Annotated in this window: 19 protein-coding genes, 1 tRNA gene and 1 riboswitch; of the genes, 12 read left to right on the top strand and 8 right to left on the bottom strand. The window is 68.2% G+C overall.

Annotated features, from left to right (window positions below; translation table 11 throughout):
- Positions 1 to 49: 49 nt before the first annotated feature.
- Positions 50 to 1,183 (top strand): DUF418 domain-containing protein, encoded by a 1,134-nt coding sequence (locus ACM9LD_RS16185; protein ID WP_415677611.1) that lies wholly within the window; start codon positions 50 to 52, stop codon positions 1,181 to 1,183.
- On the opposite strand, the gene ACM9LD_RS16190 is transcribed toward ACM9LD_RS16185, so the two are convergent.
- Complete coding sequence (locus ACM9LD_RS16190; RefSeq protein ID WP_068524399.1) at positions 1,167 to 1,481, bottom strand: DMT family transporter; 315 nt, start codon at positions 1,479 to 1,481, stop codon at positions 1,167 to 1,169. The two genes, ACM9LD_RS16185 and ACM9LD_RS16190, sit on opposite strands and share 17 nt — an antisense overlap.
- Positions 1,482 to 1,499: 18 nt before the next feature.
- A riboswitch (guanidine-III (ykkC-III) riboswitch) is annotated at positions 1,500 to 1,566 on the bottom strand.
- Positions 1,567 to 1,634: 68 nt separating this feature from the next.
- Between ACM9LD_RS16190 and ACM9LD_RS16195 the strand changes: the two genes are divergently transcribed.
- The 3 genes from ACM9LD_RS16195 to ACM9LD_RS16205 all read left to right on the top strand — a co-directional run bounded on the left by ACM9LD_RS16195 (position 1,635) and on the right by ACM9LD_RS16205 (position 3,875).
- Entirely contained in the window at positions 1,635 to 2,210 is a 576-nt protein-coding gene (locus ACM9LD_RS16195; RefSeq protein ID WP_415677612.1) for a dihydrofolate reductase family protein, read from the top strand.
- 67 nt (positions 2,211 to 2,277) lie between these two features.
- Positions 2,278 to 3,252 carry a mechanosensitive ion channel family protein gene (locus ACM9LD_RS16200; RefSeq protein ID WP_415677613.1) on the top strand — a complete coding sequence of 325 codons (975 nt, stop codon included), beginning with the start codon at positions 2,278 to 2,280 and terminating at the stop codon, positions 3,250 to 3,252.
- Positions 3,253 to 3,308: 56 nt separating this feature from the next.
- Complete coding sequence (locus tag ACM9LD_RS16205; RefSeq protein WP_415677614.1) at positions 3,309 to 3,875, top strand: dihydrofolate reductase family protein; 567 nt, start codon at positions 3,309 to 3,311, stop codon at positions 3,873 to 3,875.
- 155 nt (positions 3,876 to 4,030) lie between these two features.
- Here the strand turns inward: ACM9LD_RS16205 and ACM9LD_RS16210 are convergent, their stop codons facing one another.
- Positions 4,031 to 6,469 (bottom strand): AAA family ATPase, encoded by a 2,439-nt coding sequence (locus ACM9LD_RS16210; RefSeq protein WP_415677615.1) that lies wholly within the window; start codon positions 6,467 to 6,469, stop codon positions 4,031 to 4,033.
- A gap of 133 nt (positions 6,470 to 6,602) precedes the next feature.
- A tRNA-Leu gene (locus ACM9LD_RS16215) sits at positions 6,603 to 6,676 on the bottom strand.
- An 86-nt stretch (positions 6,677 to 6,762) separates the two neighbouring features.
- On the opposite strand from ACM9LD_RS16215, the gene ACM9LD_RS16220 reads away from it, so the two are divergent.
- From ACM9LD_RS16220 to ACM9LD_RS16230, 3 genes are all read left to right on the top strand, one after another.
- Positions 6,763 to 6,969, top strand: coding sequence for an RNA polymerase subunit sigma-70 (locus ACM9LD_RS16220; RefSeq protein WP_068524404.1), 207 nt, complete (start codon positions 6,763 to 6,765; stop codon positions 6,967 to 6,969).
- Positions 6,970 to 6,987: 18 nt separating this feature from the next.
- Positions 6,988 to 7,527 (top strand): Clp protease N-terminal domain-containing protein, encoded by a 540-nt coding sequence (locus ACM9LD_RS16225; RefSeq protein WP_415677616.1) that lies wholly within the window; start codon positions 6,988 to 6,990, stop codon positions 7,525 to 7,527.
- Between the two features lie 127 nt (positions 7,528 to 7,654).
- Complete coding sequence (locus tag ACM9LD_RS16230; RefSeq protein ID WP_415677617.1) at positions 7,655 to 8,581, top strand: Bax inhibitor-1/YccA family protein; 927 nt, start codon at positions 7,655 to 7,657, stop codon at positions 8,579 to 8,581.
- Positions 8,582 to 8,641: 60 nt separating this feature from the next.
- Here ACM9LD_RS16230 and ACM9LD_RS16235 read toward each other — a convergent pair whose 3' ends face one another.
- A complete protein-coding gene (locus tag ACM9LD_RS16235; protein WP_415677618.1) occupies positions 8,642 to 9,559 on the bottom strand; it encodes an SGNH/GDSL hydrolase family protein in 918 nt (305 codons plus the stop codon).
- A gap of 71 nt (positions 9,560 to 9,630) precedes the next feature.
- Between ACM9LD_RS16235 and ACM9LD_RS16240 the strand changes: the two genes are divergently transcribed.
- Together ACM9LD_RS16240 and ACM9LD_RS16245 are read left to right on the top strand one after the other, a co-directional pair.
- A complete protein-coding gene (locus ACM9LD_RS16240) occupies positions 9,631 to 11,013 on the top strand; it encodes a cystathionine beta-synthase (RefSeq protein ID WP_415677619.1) in 1,383 nt (460 codons plus the stop codon).
- Between the two features lie 13 nt (positions 11,014 to 11,026).
- Positions 11,027 to 12,199 carry a cystathionine gamma-synthase gene (locus ACM9LD_RS16245; protein ID WP_415677620.1) on the top strand — a complete coding sequence of 391 codons (1,173 nt, stop codon included), beginning with the start codon at positions 11,027 to 11,029 and terminating at the stop codon, positions 12,197 to 12,199.
- Here ACM9LD_RS16245 and ACM9LD_RS16250 read toward each other — a convergent pair.
- Positions 12,192 to 12,659: a hypothetical protein gene (locus ACM9LD_RS16250; RefSeq protein ID WP_415677621.1), complete on the bottom strand. Its 468-nt coding sequence runs from the start codon at positions 12,657 to 12,659 to the stop codon at positions 12,192 to 12,194. The genes ACM9LD_RS16245 and ACM9LD_RS16250 overlap by 8 nt on opposite strands.
- A 148-nt stretch (positions 12,660 to 12,807) precedes the next feature.
- On the opposite strand from ACM9LD_RS16250, the gene ACM9LD_RS16255 reads away from it, so the two are divergent.
- A complete protein-coding gene (locus tag ACM9LD_RS16255; protein WP_415677622.1) occupies positions 12,808 to 13,869 on the top strand; it encodes a polysaccharide deacetylase family protein in 1,062 nt (353 codons plus the stop codon).
- A 73-nt stretch (positions 13,870 to 13,942) separates the two neighbouring features.
- Here the strand turns inward: ACM9LD_RS16255 and greA are convergent, their stop codons facing one another.
- The 3 genes from greA to ACM9LD_RS16270 all read right to left on the bottom strand — a co-directional run bounded on the left by greA (position 13,943) and on the right by ACM9LD_RS16270 (position 15,786).
- Positions 13,943 to 14,437: a transcription elongation factor GreA gene (greA, locus tag ACM9LD_RS16260; protein WP_415677623.1), complete on the bottom strand. Its 495-nt coding sequence runs from the start codon at positions 14,435 to 14,437 to the stop codon at positions 13,943 to 13,945.
- 168 nt (positions 14,438 to 14,605) lie between these two features.
- The gene (locus ACM9LD_RS16265) at positions 14,606 to 15,361 is read right to left on the bottom strand and encodes a queuosine precursor transporter (RefSeq protein ID WP_415677624.1); all 756 of its coding nucleotides are present in this window, start codon (positions 15,359 to 15,361) and stop codon (positions 14,606 to 14,608) included.
- The gene (locus ACM9LD_RS16270) at positions 15,358 to 15,786 is read right to left on the bottom strand and encodes a DUF4307 domain-containing protein (protein ID WP_224645833.1); all 429 of its coding nucleotides are present in this window, start codon (positions 15,784 to 15,786) and stop codon (positions 15,358 to 15,360) included. Before ACM9LD_RS16270 ends, ACM9LD_RS16265 begins: the two co-directional genes overlap by 4 nt.
- A gap of 61 nt (positions 15,787 to 15,847) precedes the next feature.
- On the opposite strand from ACM9LD_RS16270, the gene mca reads away from it, so the two are divergent.
- Together mca and ACM9LD_RS16280 are read left to right on the top strand one after the other, a co-directional pair.
- Positions 15,848 to 16,714 (top strand): mycothiol conjugate amidase Mca, encoded by an 867-nt coding sequence (gene mca, locus ACM9LD_RS16275; RefSeq protein WP_415677625.1) that lies wholly within the window; start codon positions 15,848 to 15,850, stop codon positions 16,712 to 16,714.
- Complete coding sequence (locus ACM9LD_RS16280; protein ID WP_415677701.1) at positions 16,714 to 17,040, top strand: hypothetical protein; 327 nt, start codon at positions 16,714 to 16,716, stop codon at positions 17,038 to 17,040. Before mca ends, ACM9LD_RS16280 begins: the two co-directional genes overlap by 1 nt.
- The last annotated feature ends 55 nt before the right edge of the window (positions 17,041 to 17,095 follow it).

Below are 17,095 nucleotides of genomic sequence, written 5' to 3' on the forward strand. Positions count from 1 at the left end.
CGGGTCTTCACGGAGGCGGCGCCCGCCTGCCGGACCGTACGGTCACGGCATGTCGACGATCACCGAGGCGGACGACCGCATCGCGCCGCTGGACGCGCTGCGCGGTTTCGCCCTGGGTGGCATCTTCGTCGTCAACATCGGCCTCATGGCGGACCCCGAGGGCTTCGGACCGGGCGTCGTTCGCGACCTCGTCGACGTGCTCTTCCACCACAAGTTCTACGTGCTGTTCTCCTTTCTATTCGGGTACTCGCTGACCCTGCAGTTCCGGTCGGCGCAGCGCGACGGGGCGAGCGCGCGGGCCCGAACGGCCCGCCGGCTCGCGGCACTGGCGGTGATCGGCGCACTCCACGCGGTCCTGCTGTTCACGGGTGACGTGCTGTTCGGTTACGGCGTCATCGGGATCGCCCTGCTGGCGCTCAGCCGGATACGCCCACGCTCCGCCCTCCGACTGGCGACGGCGCTGTACGCGGGCTGCCTGCTCCTTCTCACCGGCCTCACGGTGGCCCGGGTCGTCACGGGCTCGGCGGACCAGGGGCACGCCGCAGCGCTCGACGCGATCCGCGCGGGATGGGGGCGGGCCGCCGCGTACCGGCTCGACTACTGGCTCTCGGGATTGGCCCCGATGGTGGTCTTCGGCCTGCTCAACGTGCTGCCGCTGTTCCTCGTCGGCCTCGCCGCCGGAAAGGTGCGCCTGTTCGAGGACCCGGCCCGCTACCTCCCGCACCTGCCGCGGGCGCAGGCGATCGGATTCGGACTCGGCCTACCGCTCTCGATTCTCCCGGTGCTGCTGCGCATCCCGCACACCGAGGCGCTCGGCTACGTCTCCGGCCCCCTGCTCGCAGCCGCGTACGCCGCCACCTTCCTGCGGATCATCCACGCACGCCCGGTGGTGTCCGACGCGTTCGCGCCCGCCGGCCGGATCAGCGCCACCGTGTACCTGTCGCAGTCGCTGATCGCGGCCGTCGTCTTCACGGGCTACGGGTTCGCGCAGGCCGGAAGGTGGTCCGACGGTGCAGTGCTCGCCTTCGCCGCGGCCGTCTTCGTCCTGCAGCTCGCCGTCGCGCGCTGGTACACCGGGCGGTTCCGGTACGGCCCCGTCGAATGGGTGCTGCGGGTGGCGACGTACGGCGGCACCGCCCGGATGCGGGAGCACGCCCGCGCGACGGTCAGTGGGCCAGCTTGAGGCCGACGACGCCGCCGACGATCGCCATGATGCAGACGACCTTGACCAGCGACGCGGACTCCTCGCCTGTGGCCATCGCGTAGACCACCGTGAGGGTGGCGCCGATGCCGACCCAGACCGCGTAGGCGGTGCCGGTGGGCAGATCGCGCATGGCGTACGCGAGCCCGGCCATGCTGGCGACGAGCGCGACGCCGAAGACGATCGACGGCGTGAGTTTGGAGAAGCCCTCGGACTTGCCGAGTGCGGTGGCCCAGACGGCCTCGAGAACGCCGGAGACGATCAGAACGATCCATGCCATGATGCGAACCTCCTCAGGTTCGCACCGTCTTTTCGCTCGCCGGGTACGGTGCGCCTCGTCCGGATGTCCTTCGCGACGACAACCAGATTACTCGACGGGGTTCGGTGGTCAAGTGGCGGTGACGAATCTGACCCGCGCACTACTGTGAGCGGCATGACGCGCGAATTGGTGTACACGGGATTCATCTCGCTCGACGGGGTGGCGGACTCGCCCGGCGGGACAGTCGAGGGGCATCGCAGCGGCGGCTGGGTGGCGCGGCACGACTTCCTCCCCGAGGCCTTCTCGCTCAAGGGCGAGGAGCTGGGGGAGACGACCGCGCTGCTCTTCGGGCGCCGCAGTTACGAGGCCTTCGGCGCGGTGTGGCCGCAATCCGAGGACCACGCCGCCTACCGGGACCTGCCGAAGTACGTCGCGTCCACCACGATCGGCGACGGCGAGCTCGTGGAGGGGTGGGGCGGCACCACGATCCTGCGGTCGGCGGACGACGTCGCCGCGCTCAAGGAGACCGACGGTGGCGCGATCTTCATCCACGGCAGCTGCGAGCTCGCGCGCAACCTCGCCGACGCCGGCCTCATCGACCGGTACAACCTGCTGGTCTTCCCGTACCTGCTGGGCGCGGGCAAGAGCATCTTCGGCCGCGAGGATCGGGACGCCACGGCGCTGCGGCTGCGGGAATCGCAGGCGTATCCCAACGGCGTGCTCAAGGCGATCTACGACGTGATTCGCTGACCGGTTCGCCGCGCATCCCCGGTTTCGGGAACTTGCGCGTGTGGCGCTCGTCCGTACCGTCGGAGGCATGTCCGATCTAGCCTTCCAGCTCAATGAGAACGGACGACAGTGGCTGATCCACACGCCCCTGGAGATCGGCCTCTACGTCGTCCTCGCCGTTGTCGTCCGATACCTGCTGCACCGCGGCATCGATCGGCTGGTCCGAGGCAACCGGCGCGACGGAGATTCGGCCCCACGGCGATTCGGCCTCGACAGACTCCGCGGCAGGCTCGGCGGTAGTCGACTGCCGGCGGTGCGGAGGCGCACCGTCGACGATCCGGCGAAGGCGCAGCGCGACCGGGAGGCCCGGGCCCGGCGGGCGCAGCGGGCCGAGACGATCGGCTCGGTGCTCAAGTCCGCTGTGTCCTTCCTGGTGCTGATCTGGGTGGTGATCCAGTCGCTGGCGATCCTCGGGGTGAACGTCGCCCCGCTCATCGCCTCCGCCGGCGTCGTCGGCGTCGCCCTGGGCTTCGGCGCGCAGAACCTGGTGCGGGACTTCATCTCCGGCATCTTCATGCTGATCGAGGACCAGTACGGCGTGGGCGACGTCGTGGACCTCGGGGAGGTCACCGGCACCGTCGAGACCGTGGGCATGCGGATCACGACGGTGCGCGACGTGCAGGGCACGCTCTGGTACGTCCGCAACGGCGAGATCATGCGGGTCGCCAACTTCAGTCAAGACTACGCGGTCGCCTTCCTGCAGTTGCCCATCTCGTACTCCGCCGACGTCGATCTCGCGTGCCGCGTCGCGCTCGAGGCGGCGTTGGAGGCCGTGGCCGAGGAGCCGCTGTCGGACGACGTCCTCGGCGCGCCCGACATGCTGGGCGTCGACGGTGCCACCGCCGACCGGGTGAGTATCCGGCTGACCGTGCGGGTGCGCGCGAACCGGCAGTGGGCGGTGGAGCGCGAGCTGCGCCGCCGCATCCTGCGTGCCTTCGACGAGCACGACATCGCCCCGCCCTACCGCAGCGGACTCCCGGTGGCCGCCGGGGTGCAGGACTGACCTGGGTCTCTGCCGGGAGTGCCGCGGGGACCGGGCGATTCGGTCATCATGGACGGATGCGCAGCGTCACCTACTCCCTGAGCACGTCGGCGGACGGGTACATCGTGGGTCCGGACGGGGCGTTCGACTGGTCGCAGCCCGACGAGGAGGTGTTCCGCTTCGCCACCGACGAGGTGCGCGGGCTGGACGTGCACCTGATGGGGCGCAAGCTCTACGAGACGATGCTCTACTGGGACACCGCTGCCGAGACCCAGCCGCTGGACGCCGACGAACGCGTCTTCGCCGCGCTGTGGAAGGACCTGCCCAAGGTCGTCTTCTCCACCACGCTCGCCGAGGTGCAGGGCGCGAACACCCGCCTCGCCGACGGCGACCTCGCGGAGGAGATCGCGCGGCTGCGAGCCGAACCCGGCGACGGCAACATCGGCGTCGGCGGCGCCGGCCTGGCTGCTGAGGCCGCGAGGTTGGGCCTGCTCGACGAGTACCGCGTCCGCGTCTACCCGGTGCTCGTCGGTGGCGGCATCCCGTACTTCCCGCAGCAGGGGATCGCCACAGCTTTGGAGCGGGTGGGCGGCCGATCCTTCTCCTGCGGCGTCGATTTCGTGCACTATCGCGTGCTGCGCTGACGCGATCGACATCCGAAAGGTTCCCAACTGTTCGAGTTCTTTACAAGTACGGTTGCAAATCTCTTTGTGTCCGCGGACGATCGAATCATCGTCGAATTTCAGATGCTCCAACCAACCCAGTCCGATTCAGATCGTCAACACCGCCTGCCCAACCGCTAGCTGCCGGAAGCCGTCTTGTCTTGCGCGCGCTTTCGCCCCCTAGGGCCACCTGGTCTGGCCGAAGAAGAGTTCGATTGCACCGCGAGTTGCTCACGGAAGTACTGCCTTGGCAACTTCATGAGGCCGGGCAGCGCTTCGAGGAAGCCGTCGCCGTCCTGGACGGCCGTGAGCGGGTCGACGGCCAATTTGTGATGGCGGCGCAGTTCGGCAGTGCGCTGGCGGATCGGATCATGCTCCCGGCTATCGTCCAGAACAGCGTCAATGTCGCGCAGCAGGCGAGCGGCCGTATCACGTGTCATTCCGTCGGCATGATCACGAGTGAAGGCCTTGACGAGGCGCTCAACGCGGTCCAGGTCACGAACGTTCGACTCTGCCGAGGCAGCGTCGTCAAGGACCTCACTCAGATGCTGAACCAACAGCGCGAAGTTGCCCTCAAAAGCGAGCAGTCCGTTTGGTCTCGGGGTGACGGTGACTGCGTTTTCGAGGAAGTGAACAAGTTCCTTGCTGAAACCGACCTTCTGAAGCTTCCTGCCTCCGAATGCGGCTGAAAATGCCGTCTGAAGAGCAGCAAATAAGCTTCCCCCGCTGCTCTTCAACGCGTCAGTGACGTCTTCCGGCCGAAGCGCGTGTACTTCCGCTTCGGGGATGCCCAGAAAGCGGCGAGCATATAACCGCGCACCTTCGACTGCCACAGGCGCCGGTATCAGGTCTTCTGGTTCGGTCACCACAAGTTCTGGAGCGACCGTCACGTCGGCTCCGCGTGCCCATTCTCCGAGGTTGATGATGTGACGGTCTTGAAGGATACGTTTCCCGTCGGCCTCGCCACGAGCCAGCTTCGCGATGGCCTCGCGCCCTGCATCATCGTCGTCGAGAAGTGCGATGCAAGGTGGCTTCAAGGTGTCCCGGCCCCTGGCGAGGTAGGCCATGTATGGGACGTGGCTAGCTGAGGAGCATGGAACAATCGTCACCTCGTTCAAGTCGATCAACTCGCTCGGCGGGAGGCCGCGTCTCCGCAGGACGGCTAGCGCGCCTGTGATGAGGATCTGATCCGTTGGCCCCTCAACAAGTAGGTTTGTGCCGCCAATGAAGGCTGTCTCTGCAACATGCGCACCGATCGACGTTCGGAGGGGCTCGTAGTGATTGTTGACGATGTCTCGCACAAGACGAGTACCCTCTTGGTCAGTTCCCTTGTCCAGGACGCGGATCCGGTGACCGGCATTCTTGTTAATCAGGAACGGTGAATGTGTTACGTAGATGACCTGGTCGACACGGGAGCCGCCCTCTGGCCTCGCAAAGTCGTCTAACACGCGCAGGAGATCCGCCTGCGCGGCACTCGACAGGTACGCATCGGGCTCGTCCATGAGGAGAACCTCGGGCTGAGTCAACGAACGCTGGTGCGCCCGCAGTTGCACGTAGTAGCCGAGAAAGTACGTGAGTCCCCGGCTCCGTTCGCTGAAGGAGTAGTCCGTCCCAGTCTTGTCGCGAATAGTGAAGGCTACCTCTCGCTCCCGCGGTGCCAGACGCAGTTCGAAGTCGCGATCTTGGCGCCACCAGCGACGAAAATTTAGGTGGAGCGCAAGTGAGCGGTTCATCTGCTCAATCAGCGCACCAACCTGTCCTTCCTTACCGTCTCGGATTGCGCTCTCAAGTTCGGCGAACTTGCTGGGTGAGATTCGGGCTACGTTGAGCAGCAGGTCCCGTCCCAGTTGCTCGGACTTAATCACGGACTCATCAGCGCGTTCTTCCGGTTCTTGACTTGGTACCGCCAAGGCGCCGATACCGGATACCAGCTGTGACCATGAAGCGATCCCACCGTTTCGCAGACTCTCGTCAAAGTCGAATCGATCACGCCGGCGGCTGAGTAGACCAGGCTCTCTTCCCAAGAGAGCGTCGAACGACATGATGTCTGGGATTCTCGCTCGCGTCTCTACTTGGTACGGCACGGGCAGTACTGCTTGTACTTTCGCGAGGGCGTCAACATCGAGCGGTAGTGGTGCCTGGTCCTTCCGAACGATGACGTTCTCTCCGCCGCCCATCCGCAAGAGGGTGAACCGATCGTCGACCGCGAGCGTTGCGCCGGCCGCGCCAAGCGCTTCGACGTCCTCCTGGGTCGTGACCATGAACTCCGCTCCGAAGTCAGGGCTACGAATCTCTCCGACTTCAACCGAATACAGCTGTGAGTAACGACAGAAGTCCGCAGACGTGATCCTTGTGCCCGACAGGGCGCGTATTGTCGCGCCGATCAGGTGGCTCTTGCCGGACTCGTTGGCGCCAACCACCGCTGTCACCGCGGGGTCGATGTCAATTTCCACGAATGGGAACCATCCGCGTCCCTCGATAACCTCCCAGTCATACGCCTTGCCGCGGACGGCCTTGGCTTCTTGGTCGAAGTTGAATGATCGGTAGAAGCGAACCAGCACACGAGTTAGCAGCATGGATCCTCCGGGGGGGTAGACGGCTCATGTCGATGCTAGAGCGTGAAACCGACAGTCAGTCCGTATCAGCGAGGAATGCAACCTTTGGCAGGCTCGATCACGGTGGAACGGGCGTTCGGCTGCGCTTGATCGGTGCCCCCAGTCGGACTCGAACCGACACTCGGCGGATTTTAAGTCCGCTGCCTCTGCCAATTGGGCTATAGGGGCGCGTGAGGAAGCCTAGCGCGGCAGCGCACCGTCGAACCTGTCAACATGCGTTGACAGCCTGACGATGTCAACGTAGATTGACAGGCGTGAGCTCACCACCCACCCTCGTCGGATCGGCGGCATCGGAGGACCCCGCGGAGGGTCTCAGGGCCGTCGTCGCACTGCGGAAGCTGGCCGACCAACTCGAGGCGGTCCAGGTGTCCAATGCCAGGAATCTCGGCTGGTCCTGGCAGGACATCGCGGAACACCTCGCGGTCAGCCGCCAGGCGGTGCACAAGAAGTACGGCAAGTAAGCCGGGAACAGGACTGCTGTGTTCGAACGGTTCACCAAGAGCGCCCGCGTCGCGGTCGTGCTCGCTCAGGAAGAGGCGCGCGACGGCGGCGCCGACAAGATCACGCCCACCCACCTCCTGCTCGGCGTGCTCGGCACCGTTGACGGTCCGCTGCAGCGCGAGCTGACCGACGTGGGCCTCACGCCCGACGCGGTGCGTGCCTCCGCCGCCGGGCGCGTGCTCAGCGACAAGGACGCCGAGGCGCTGCGCGGTATCGGCATCGACGTGGGCGCGGTCGCGGACGCCGTGGAGAAGCGCTTCGGCTTCGACATCCTGCGGCCCATCCGCAAGAAGTTCCGCGCCGGACACATCCCGTTCGATCCCGCGTCGAAGAAGACACTGCAGCTCGCGGTGCGGGAGGCGGCGCACCGCAAGGATCGGAGCATCAAGAGCGCCCACATGCTGCTCGGGGTACTGCGCAGCGACGACGCCGACTCGCTCGCGGCCGTGGAATCCGTCGTGCCGCGCGACGAGCTGCGGAGCCGCCTCTACGACCTGCTCGACCGTCCCGCGGCATAGGCACCTGCGCATCCGGCCCGACACGGTTAAGCTGTTCGTAAAGAACGTCGCCGAAACCGGGAACGCATCCGCGGACTCGAGCGTTGAACAGTACGTACAGGTGCACGACCAGGGAAAGGACCCCACGGTGCGCGAAAGCAGCAACCCGATCTTCCGCGGGCTGACCAAGGAGAACCGCCAGCAGGCGCCCGCCGGCTATCAGCAGGGCTACCCGCAGCAGGGCTACGGTCAGCAGCAGGGATACCCGCAGGGCATGAACCTGGGGATGGGTGCCGCAGGCGCCGCCCAGGGCATGCAGTTCCAGCAGTACCAGCAGCCGCCGCAGGCCCCGTACCAGCAGGGCACGGCCGGCGGCACCATGACCATCGACGACGTGGTCACGAAGACCGGTGCCACGCTCGGCGTGCTCATCGCCTTCGCCGTCGCGGCCTACGCACTCGTCGCCGGCGGCATCGTCGGCCCGATGCCGTTGGCGCTCGTCGGCGGTATCGGCGGCTTCATCCTGGTGATGGTCGCGAGCTTCGGCCGCAAGCAGGACAACCCGGCCATCGTGCTGTCGTACGCGGCGCTCGAGGGTCTGTTCGTCGGTGCCATCTCGTTCGTCTTCGCGAACTACATGGTCAGCGGCATCAGCGCCGGCGCCCTCATCGGTCAGGCCGTGCTCGCCACGGTCGGCGTGTTCATCGGCATGCTCGTGGTCTACAAGACCGGCGCCATCCGCGTGACCCCGCGCTTCACCCGTATGCTCTTCGCGGCCATGATCGGTGTCCTGGTCATGATGCTGGGCAGCGCCGTCATCGGCATGTTCGGATCGGGCCCCGGCCCGCTGCGCAACTTCCAGGAGAACCCGGTCATCGCGGTCGGCTTCTCGTTGGTCGTCATCGCGATCGCGGCGTTCAGCTTCCTGCTGGACTTCGACCAGGCGGATCAGCTGATCCGCGCCGGCGCACCGTCGAAGGCGGCGTGGGGCGTGGCCCTGGGCCTGACCGTCACGCTGGTCTGGCTGTACGTCGAGATCCTGCGCCTGCTCAGCTACTTCTACAGCAGCGACTAGTCACCACCGTCCGAACGCCCCGCAGCCCCGGCTGCGGGGCGTTCGGCGTTCGCGGCCGGTTCAGTCCCGGTGCAATGCCCGGGACAGGCGAGCGGTCAGGCGGTTCGCGTCGGCCGCCTCGGACACCTCCGGCGGCGAGGGGAGAGGGCCGTGCCACTCGCCGAGCGCGGCCAGCACCTCGGGGAGTAGCAGCCGCGCCGCCAGCTCGTAGCCCGCGGCCGACGGGTGGAAGTTGTCCGGCGAGAACATCCGCTCGGGCGCCTCCAGGAACTCCGGCGTCAGGGTGTCGGCGAAGGGCACGGGGTGGCCGCCCGCGGCGAGCACGTGCGCCCGCTGCCGGGCCGCCAGCTGGAGCCCGTAACGGCGGATCACCGACCGCAGGGGCTGGGGGATGGACTGCACGACGCCGATGTCCGGGCACGTGCCCACGACCACCTCGGCACCCGCGCCGCGCAGCTGGGCCACGGCCGCGCCGAGGCGCCGCGCCGAGGGCTCGATCGCGTTGAGCGCCGTCACGTCGTTCGCGCCGACGATGATCACGGCCACGTCCGGGATCTGCTTCGCGATGAACGCCGCCTCGATCTGCGCGGCCAGCCCCTTCGACGTCGCTCCCACGATCGCCTTCACCGCGAGCCGCACCGTCCGGCCGGTCTCGGCCACGACGCCGCGCGCGATCAGGACGCCGGGCGTGTGCTCGGCATCGTCGACCCCGAGGCCCGCGGCGGTGGAGTCCCCGAAGACCATGAGGCTCACGTCGGCGGGATGGTGCGGCCCGGGGCGCTCGACCACGGCGGTGCCGGGGGAGTAGATCCCGTCCTTCGACGGTGCCTTGTCGGTGCGGTGGGGGATGACGGTGCGCGCGGTGCGCGCCTGCTTGGTGAGCAGGGCGTAGGCGCCCCAGGTGGCTCCGGCGCCGCTGACGGCGGCGGCCGAGGTGTACAGCGCGTCACGGGCGAGCCGGCTCCGGGAGTACCCCATGCCGCCCAATCTACCCACCGAGGCGGGCACCGGGCGCACGCCCCGCGGAGCGTGAATGGGACCATGGAGGCATGCGTATCGCAGGACACGTCAGTGAGTTGATCGGCGACACCCCTCTGGTTCGATTGAACTCCGTGGTGAAGCCCGGATCGGGCCTGGTCGCGGCCAAGATCGAGTACCTCAACCCCGGCGGGTCCAGTAAGGACCGGATCGCGGTGAAGATGATCGACGCCGCGGAGGAGTCGGGCGAGCTCAAGCCCGGCGGCACCATCGTCGAGCCGACGTCCGGCAACACCGGCGTGGGACTGGCGATCGTCGCGCAGCAGCGCGGATACAAGTGCGTCTTCGTCTGCCCGGACAAGGTCAGCGAGGACAAGCGCAACGTGCTCAAGGCCTACGGCGCCGAGGTCGTCGTGTGCCCGACGGCCGTCGCGCCGGAGCATCCGGACTCGTACTACAACGTCTCCGACCGGCTCACCCGCGAGATCCCCGGCGCCTGGAAGCCGAACCAGTACTCCAACCCCAACGGCCCCGCGTCGCACTACGAGACCACCGGCCCGGAGATCTGGCGCGACACCGAGGGCAAGATCACCCACTTCGTGGCGGGCGTGGGTACCGGCGGCACCATCACCGGCACCGGCCGCTACCTCAAGGAGATCTCCGGCGGGAAGGTCAAGGTCGTCGGCGCCGATCCCGAGGGCTCCGTCTACTCCGGCGGCACCGGCCGCCCGTACCTCGTCGAGGGCGTGGGCGAGGACTTCTGGCCGACCGCCTACGACCCCGACATCCCGGACGAGATCATCGCCGTCTCCGACGCCGACTCCTTCGAGATGACGCGTCGCCTCGCCCGCGAGGAGGGCCTGCTCGTCGGCGGCTCGTGCGGTATGGCCGTCGTCGCCGCCCTGCGCGTCGCCGAGCGCGACCCCGACGCCGTCGTCGTCGTGCTGCTGCCCGACGGTGGCCGCGGCTACCTGTCGAAGATCTTCAACGACAAGTGGATGTCGAGCTACGGCTTCCTGCGCGCGCCGCTCGACCCCAACGAGCAGGAGGCCCTCGTCGGCGACATCCTGCGCGGCAAGAAGGGCGAGCTGCCCGACCTGGTGCACACGCACCCGTCGGAGACCATCCGCGACGCCATCGAGATCCTCGCCGAGTACAACGTCTCGCAGATGCCGGTCGTCGGCGCCGAGCCCCCGATCATGGCGGGCGAGGTGGCGGGAGCGGTCACCGAGCGCGAGCTGCTCTCGGCCGTCTTCGAGGGCCGCGCGAACCTCGCCGACCCGGTGAGCAAGCACATGGGCCCCGCGTTCCCGCTCATCGGTGCGGGCCAGCCGATCTCGGCGGCCAACACCGCGCTGCGGGAGTCCGACGCCCTCATGGTGATCGACGACGGCAAGCCCGTCGGTGTGATCACCCGGCACGACGTGCTGAACTTCCTCTCCCACGGCAAGTAGAAGGGCCAGCGACATGAGTGAGCAGAAGAGCGCCATCGACAAGCATGCGGCGCAGGGCTTCTCGACCCGCGCGATCCACGCCGGTTACGAGCCCGACCCGCTGACCGGTGCCGTCAACGTGCCGATCTACGCCAGCTCCACCTTCGCCCAGGACGGCGTCGGCGGCATGCGCGGCGGCTTCGAGTACGCCCGCACAGGCAACCCGACCCGGCGCGCCTACGAGGCCAACCTGGCCGCCATCGAGGAGGGCACCTTCGGCCGCGGCTTCGCCTCCGGCATGGCCGCCACCGACTGCCTGCTCCGCGCCACGCTGCGCCCGGGCGATCACCTGATCATCCCCGACGACGCCTACGGCGGGACCTTCCGTCTCATCGACAAGGTCTTCTCGCAGTGGGGGATCGAGCACACCCCGGCGCCCGTCACCGATGTCGACGCCGTGCGGGCCGCGCTCCGCCCCAACACCAAGCTGGTGTGGATCGAGACGCCGACCAACCCGCTGCTCAACATCGGCGACATCGAGGCCCTCGCCGAGGTGGCCCACGCCGGCGGCGCGAAGCTGGTGGTGGACAACACCTTCGCCAGCCCGTACTTGCAGACCCCGCTCGCCCTCGGCGCCGACGTGGTGCTCCACTCGGTGACCAAGTACCTCGGCGGGCACAGCGACACCGTCGGTGGCGCGCTCGTGACCAACGACGAGCAGCTCGACACCGACTTCGCCTTCCTGCAGAACGGCGCGGGCGCGGTGCCCGGCCCGTTCGACGTCTACCTCGCGCTGCGCGGCATCAAGACGCTCGGCGTCCGGATGGACCGGCACTGCGACAACGCGGAGAAGATCGTCGAGTTCCTCGCCGGCCGCCCCGAGGTGTCGACGGTGCTGTACCCCGGCCTCGAGAGCCACCCGAACCACGCGATCGCGGCCAAGCAGATGAAGCGCTTCGGCGGCATGATCTCCGTGCGCCTCGCCGGCGGACGCGAAGCGGCGCAGCGGTTCTGCGCGCGGACCGAGATCTTCACGCTCGCCGAGTCGCTGGGCGGCATCGAGTCGCTCATCGAGCACCCCGCCGCGATGACCCACGCGTCCACCGCCGGCTCGCAGCTCGAGGTCCCGGAGGACCTGGTGCGCCTGTCCGTCGGCATCGAGGACATCGGCGACCTGGTCGCCGACCTGGAGAACGCGTTCAGCTGACGCCGCAGTACCGCCACATCCCGGACTCGTAGCGGAACTGCACCAGCGTCTTCGCCCGGACGGGATCCTCGTCCGGGTCGCTCCGGGCACCCTGCGGCGAGTAGTGCACGACCATCGTGGCGGCCTCGCCGTCGACGGTGACGTCGCCGGTGGATCGGGGGCCCGGCGGGAACCAACGGGTGCTCCCGGCACCGTTCTTCAGTCGCGTGCACCACATGTCCGACACGTCGCGCGACGCGTCGACGTCGTCGGCGTAGATGCTGAACCGTGCTCGCACCGTGCGCTCGTCGTGGGCGTCGACGGGCACCGGGTCGGACAGCGCGCGCACGAACAGCACGCCCAGCCCGAGGAGCATCCCGGCGCCCACCGTGAGGATGACCAGCACGATCGCCGTCACAGTGAGGACGACGAAGGCGGCCGGGTGGCGCCGATGCCACGGCTCGAAGCAGTTCGGATGCACGGCACGATGGTCCGCTGCCGTCCTTGTCGGCTCCTTGTCGTGGAGTAACGACTCGGTCACCATCTGAACCTTCGACTTCCCCTTCAGGGTTCGTGGGACTAAAGTGGCTCTTGTTGTAGAACGTGACACAAGTGGCTGGAGTGAGTTCTTGAGGCCGAAGCAGAGCCGGAAGGTCCGCAACTACGCGGTCGCGGGGAGTGCCCTCGTGATCGCGGCCGCGGTCGCGGTCGGGTGCGGCGTGACCGGCGGCGATACGAGCCGGCTCGGGTCGAGCCTCACCTTCGACCCGCTGCCGTCGGCCCCGTCGGGCGCCTCCGCGGCGCCCGGCGCCGGGGTCAACCCGGGGGCGCTGCCGCCCGGGCAGACCACCGCGCCCCCGTCTCCGCAGGCCCCGGCCACGATGACCGTGGTGGTTCCGCCGCCGAACGCGCCCACGAAGCCGCAGCCCACCGTCGCCGGACCCACCGCGCCCGCGGTCCCGCCCGCGCCCACCGCCGGGGGCGGCGACGCCGCGCACCGCGACGAGGGCGGACCGTCGGGCCAGGGCGGCGCGTCGAGCCCCGCACCCGCCCCGCAGGCGGCGGCGAAGCCGGTGACCAAGCCCGTGTACCTGCCGGACGGCAGCGTCGACTGCGCCAGGAGCAAGTGCGTCGCGCTGACCTTCTCCGGCGGCCCCGGCCCCGCGACCAGGCAGTTCCTGCAGATCCTCGACAATCACGGAGCCAAGGGCACGTTCTTCGTGACCGGCGCGCAGGTGGGCCTCAACCCGGACATCATGACGGCGATCGCCGGCACGGGGAACGAGGTCGCGAACGGCACGTGGACTCAGCCCGACATGACGACGCTGTCCGAGACCGACAGCACCGCGCAGCTGCAGCAGACCAACGACGCGATCCGCAGCTCCGTGGGCAGCGCGCCCACGCTGTTCCGGCCGATGGGCGGACACACATCGCCGTCGGTGGTCGAGACGGGCAAGCGGCTGGGGCTCACCCAAGTCCTCTGGGACCTGGATTCGATGGACTACAACTACCAGGGTGATCCCGACGGCCTCACGCAGGTGCTGCTCAAGGTGAAGCCGGGGCAGATCGTGATGCTGCACGACACCTTCGTCTCGTCGGCGACGGCGATGGACCGCATGATGACGCAGCTCGGCGACCAGGGCTACGCCTTCGTCACCGTCAGCCAGCTCCAGAGCAGCCGCGCCGGTTAGCAGCGACCCCGATACGCGGAAGCGGGCCCGTCCCCACTGGGGGGCGGGCCCGCTTTCGACGGTGCTGGGAAGCTCAGGAGTGGTACGGCTCCGCGCTGACCAGAGTCACCTTGACGACCGCGCCGCTGGGGATCGTGTACTCGCGGGTCTCGCCGACCTTCGCGTCGATCAGGGCCGCGCCGAGCGGGGAGTTGGGGGAGTAGATCTCCAGCTCACCGTCGCCCCCGCCCTCCTCGCGCGTGGCGATGAGGAAGGTCTCGGTGTCCTTCTCGTCGCCGTCGTAGTAGACCTTCACGACCGAGCCGGGGAGCGCCACGCCGGACTGCGTGGGGGCCTCGCCGACCTTCGCGTTGTTGAGGAGTTCCTGCAGCTGGCGGATACGCGCCTCCTGCTGGCCCTGCTCGTCGCGCGCGGCGTGGTAGCCACCGTTCTCCTTGAGATCGCCCTCTTCGCGACGCTCGTTGATCTCGGCGGCGATGACGGGGCGGTTGGCGATCAAGGCGTCCAACTCGTTCTTGAGGCGCTCGTGGGACTCGGGGGTCAACCACGTCACCTGAGTGTCCGTCATTTCTTCGTCCTTCGTCGTAGTCGGCACGGTCCGCTGCGGGATGTCACCAGCCCGCAGCCGACCGGCCCCGGAACGGCGCCCGGGGCCCGTAAATGCAGCAATACACGGCTCCATGCGGAACCGTGTATCCGCTGATTCTAGCATGGGAAACGGAAACAGGTATTCGGTTCAGGCGGCCAGGAGTGCCTGCTGGTAGGTGGGCTCGCGGCGTTTGAGGAAGCCGCACAGCGCGTAGCTCAGCGGCATGATGACGATCTCGACCAGCGTCTTCCACACGAAACCGAGGATCAGGTAGTTGAGGAACTGGCCGGGGCTGGTGAATCCGAGCGCGGGGGCCGCGATGGAGCAGAACACCAGGGTGTCGAAGAATTCTCCGACCACGGTGGACCCCAGGAGGCGCGACCACAGGTGTTTTTCGCCGGTCCACGCCTTCATCCGCACGAGGACCCAGGAGTTCATGAATTCGCCGACGAGATAGCCCGCGAGGCCGGCGATGAGGAACCGCGGGACGACGCCGGCGACGGTCTTGAAGGCCTCGTCGTTGGGCCACCCCGGAGCGGGCGGCAACAGGGTGGTGACCCAGAAGCACAGCGCCGCGAGCGCGAGGATCGCGAAGCCGGTGAGGATCACGCGGCGCATGGCGCGGAAGCCGTAGACCTCGGAGATCACGTCGCCGAGGACGTAGGCGAGGGGGAAGAGGTAGAAGGCGCCGTCGGTGGCGATGCCGTCGACCTGCAGGCCGAGGATCTCGACGTGCAACGACGGGGCGAACAGCACGGCCTTGGTGCCCGTGATGTTGCTGATGATCATGACGCCGACGAACAGGCCGACGAGCATGGGGAAGTAGTAACTGCTGACCGTGGCGAAGGCCGGACCGCGGTTGCGGGCCGGCCGCCCAGACTCGGGAGTGGTTTCAGTGCTCACGCACGGTCAAGATACGCGGGCACGTTCGTCCCGCAACCGAAGACGTCGCCGACGGCGGGCGGTTCGGTGGTGCGCACCTCGCTGCTGACCACCACGACGGGGTCCGGCGACGGTGCGACGTAGAACTCGCGGCGGCCGATCTCGTCGCCCGCCTTGTTCTTGGCGTAGACGATGCAGCTGACCGCCTGCTGCGGGTCGGTGCGGGTCACGGTGACCTGCACGTCCACCGCCGAATCGGACAGCACCTCGTAGCCCGCGGTCTCGCCGGTGACGGGCTGCCGCGAGAACTTCTGATAGCCCATCCACGCGAGGCCCACGCCGAGGATCACGACCACCACCAGCCCGATGAGGCCGATGCGACGCGTGCGCGCGGGATCGCGCTCGTCGGGGTAGCGATCGGAGGGGCGGACAGGGGCGGTCGACATGCTTCCATCGAAGCACACCCGGCGCGGCGGGCCCGCGCCCGATCGTGGAACACTGGGGGTCATGACCGGATACCGCCTCCTCGCCGTTCACGCGCACCCGGACGACGAGTCGAGCAAGGGCGCCGCCACCATGGCGCGGTACGCGGCCGAGGGGAACGACGTGCTGGTCGCGACGTTCACGGGCGGCGAACGGGGCGACATCCTCAACCCCGCGATGGACGTCGCGGGTGTCAAGGACCGCCTGCCCGAGGTGCGCCGCGAGGAGATGGCCAAGGCCGCCGCCATCCTGGGCGTCGAGCACCGCTGGCTCGGCTTCGTCGACTCGGGGCTGCCCGAGGGCGATCCGCTGCCCCCGCTCCCGGACGGCTGCTTCGCGCTGGAGCCGGTGGAGGTGCCCACGGAGACGCTGGTGCGCCTGATCCGCGAGTTCCGCCCGCACGTGATGATCACGTACGACGAGAACGGCGGCTACCCGCACCCGGACCACATCATGACCCACACCGTCTCGATGGCGGCCTACGAGGCCGCGGCCGATCCCGCGCAGTTCCCCGATGCCGGTGAGCCCTGGCAGATCTCGAAGGTCTACTACAGCCACGGCTTCCTGCGCGGCAAGTTCCAGGCCTTCGCGGACGAGTTCGAGAAGAACGGCCTCGAGAACCCCTACACCGAGTGGCTCGCCCGGTGGAAGGACGAGAAGAACGACATGATGGCCCGCGTGACCACGCAGGTCGAGTGCGGCGAGTACTTCCCCGTGCGCGACGACGCGCTGCGCGCGCACGCCACCCAGATCGACCCCAACGGCCCCTTCTTCGTGGTGCCGATGGAGTGGCAGCAGCGCCTGTGGCCGACCGAGGAGTACGAGTTGGCGAAGACCACTGTGAGCAGCAGGATGCCCGAGAAGGACCTGTTCAGCGGGATCGAGAAGTGATGGGACCACTACTGCAGCTCGCCACCGACGTCGCGATCCTCGCGCAGGATCCGCAGAAGCCGAAGGGCCCCGAGTTCGGCAAGTCGGGCCCGCTCGGCCTCGCGGTGATCGTCGCGCTCCTGGCCGTGACCTTCCTGCTCATCCGCTCGATGAACAAGCACGTCAAGAACCTCCCCGAGTCCTTCGACGACGAGGCGCCCGGCGAGGGCGACGAGGCCGGCGGCACCGACCACGCGGGGATCGAGGCCGACGGGGCCTCGCTCACCAAGGGCGACCGCGGACCGTCGGACACCGGCGACGGAGCCGGGGGCGACGGGCTCCGCTAAGGCTTCACAGCGACCTCCCAGGCTCAGGGCCGGGTGCGCCCAGTTCCGCCCGCGA

The organism is Tsukamurella hominis (genome assembly GCF_965137015.1).
GTDB lineage: Bacteria > Actinomycetota > Actinomycetes > Mycobacteriales > Mycobacteriaceae > Tsukamurella > Tsukamurella hominis.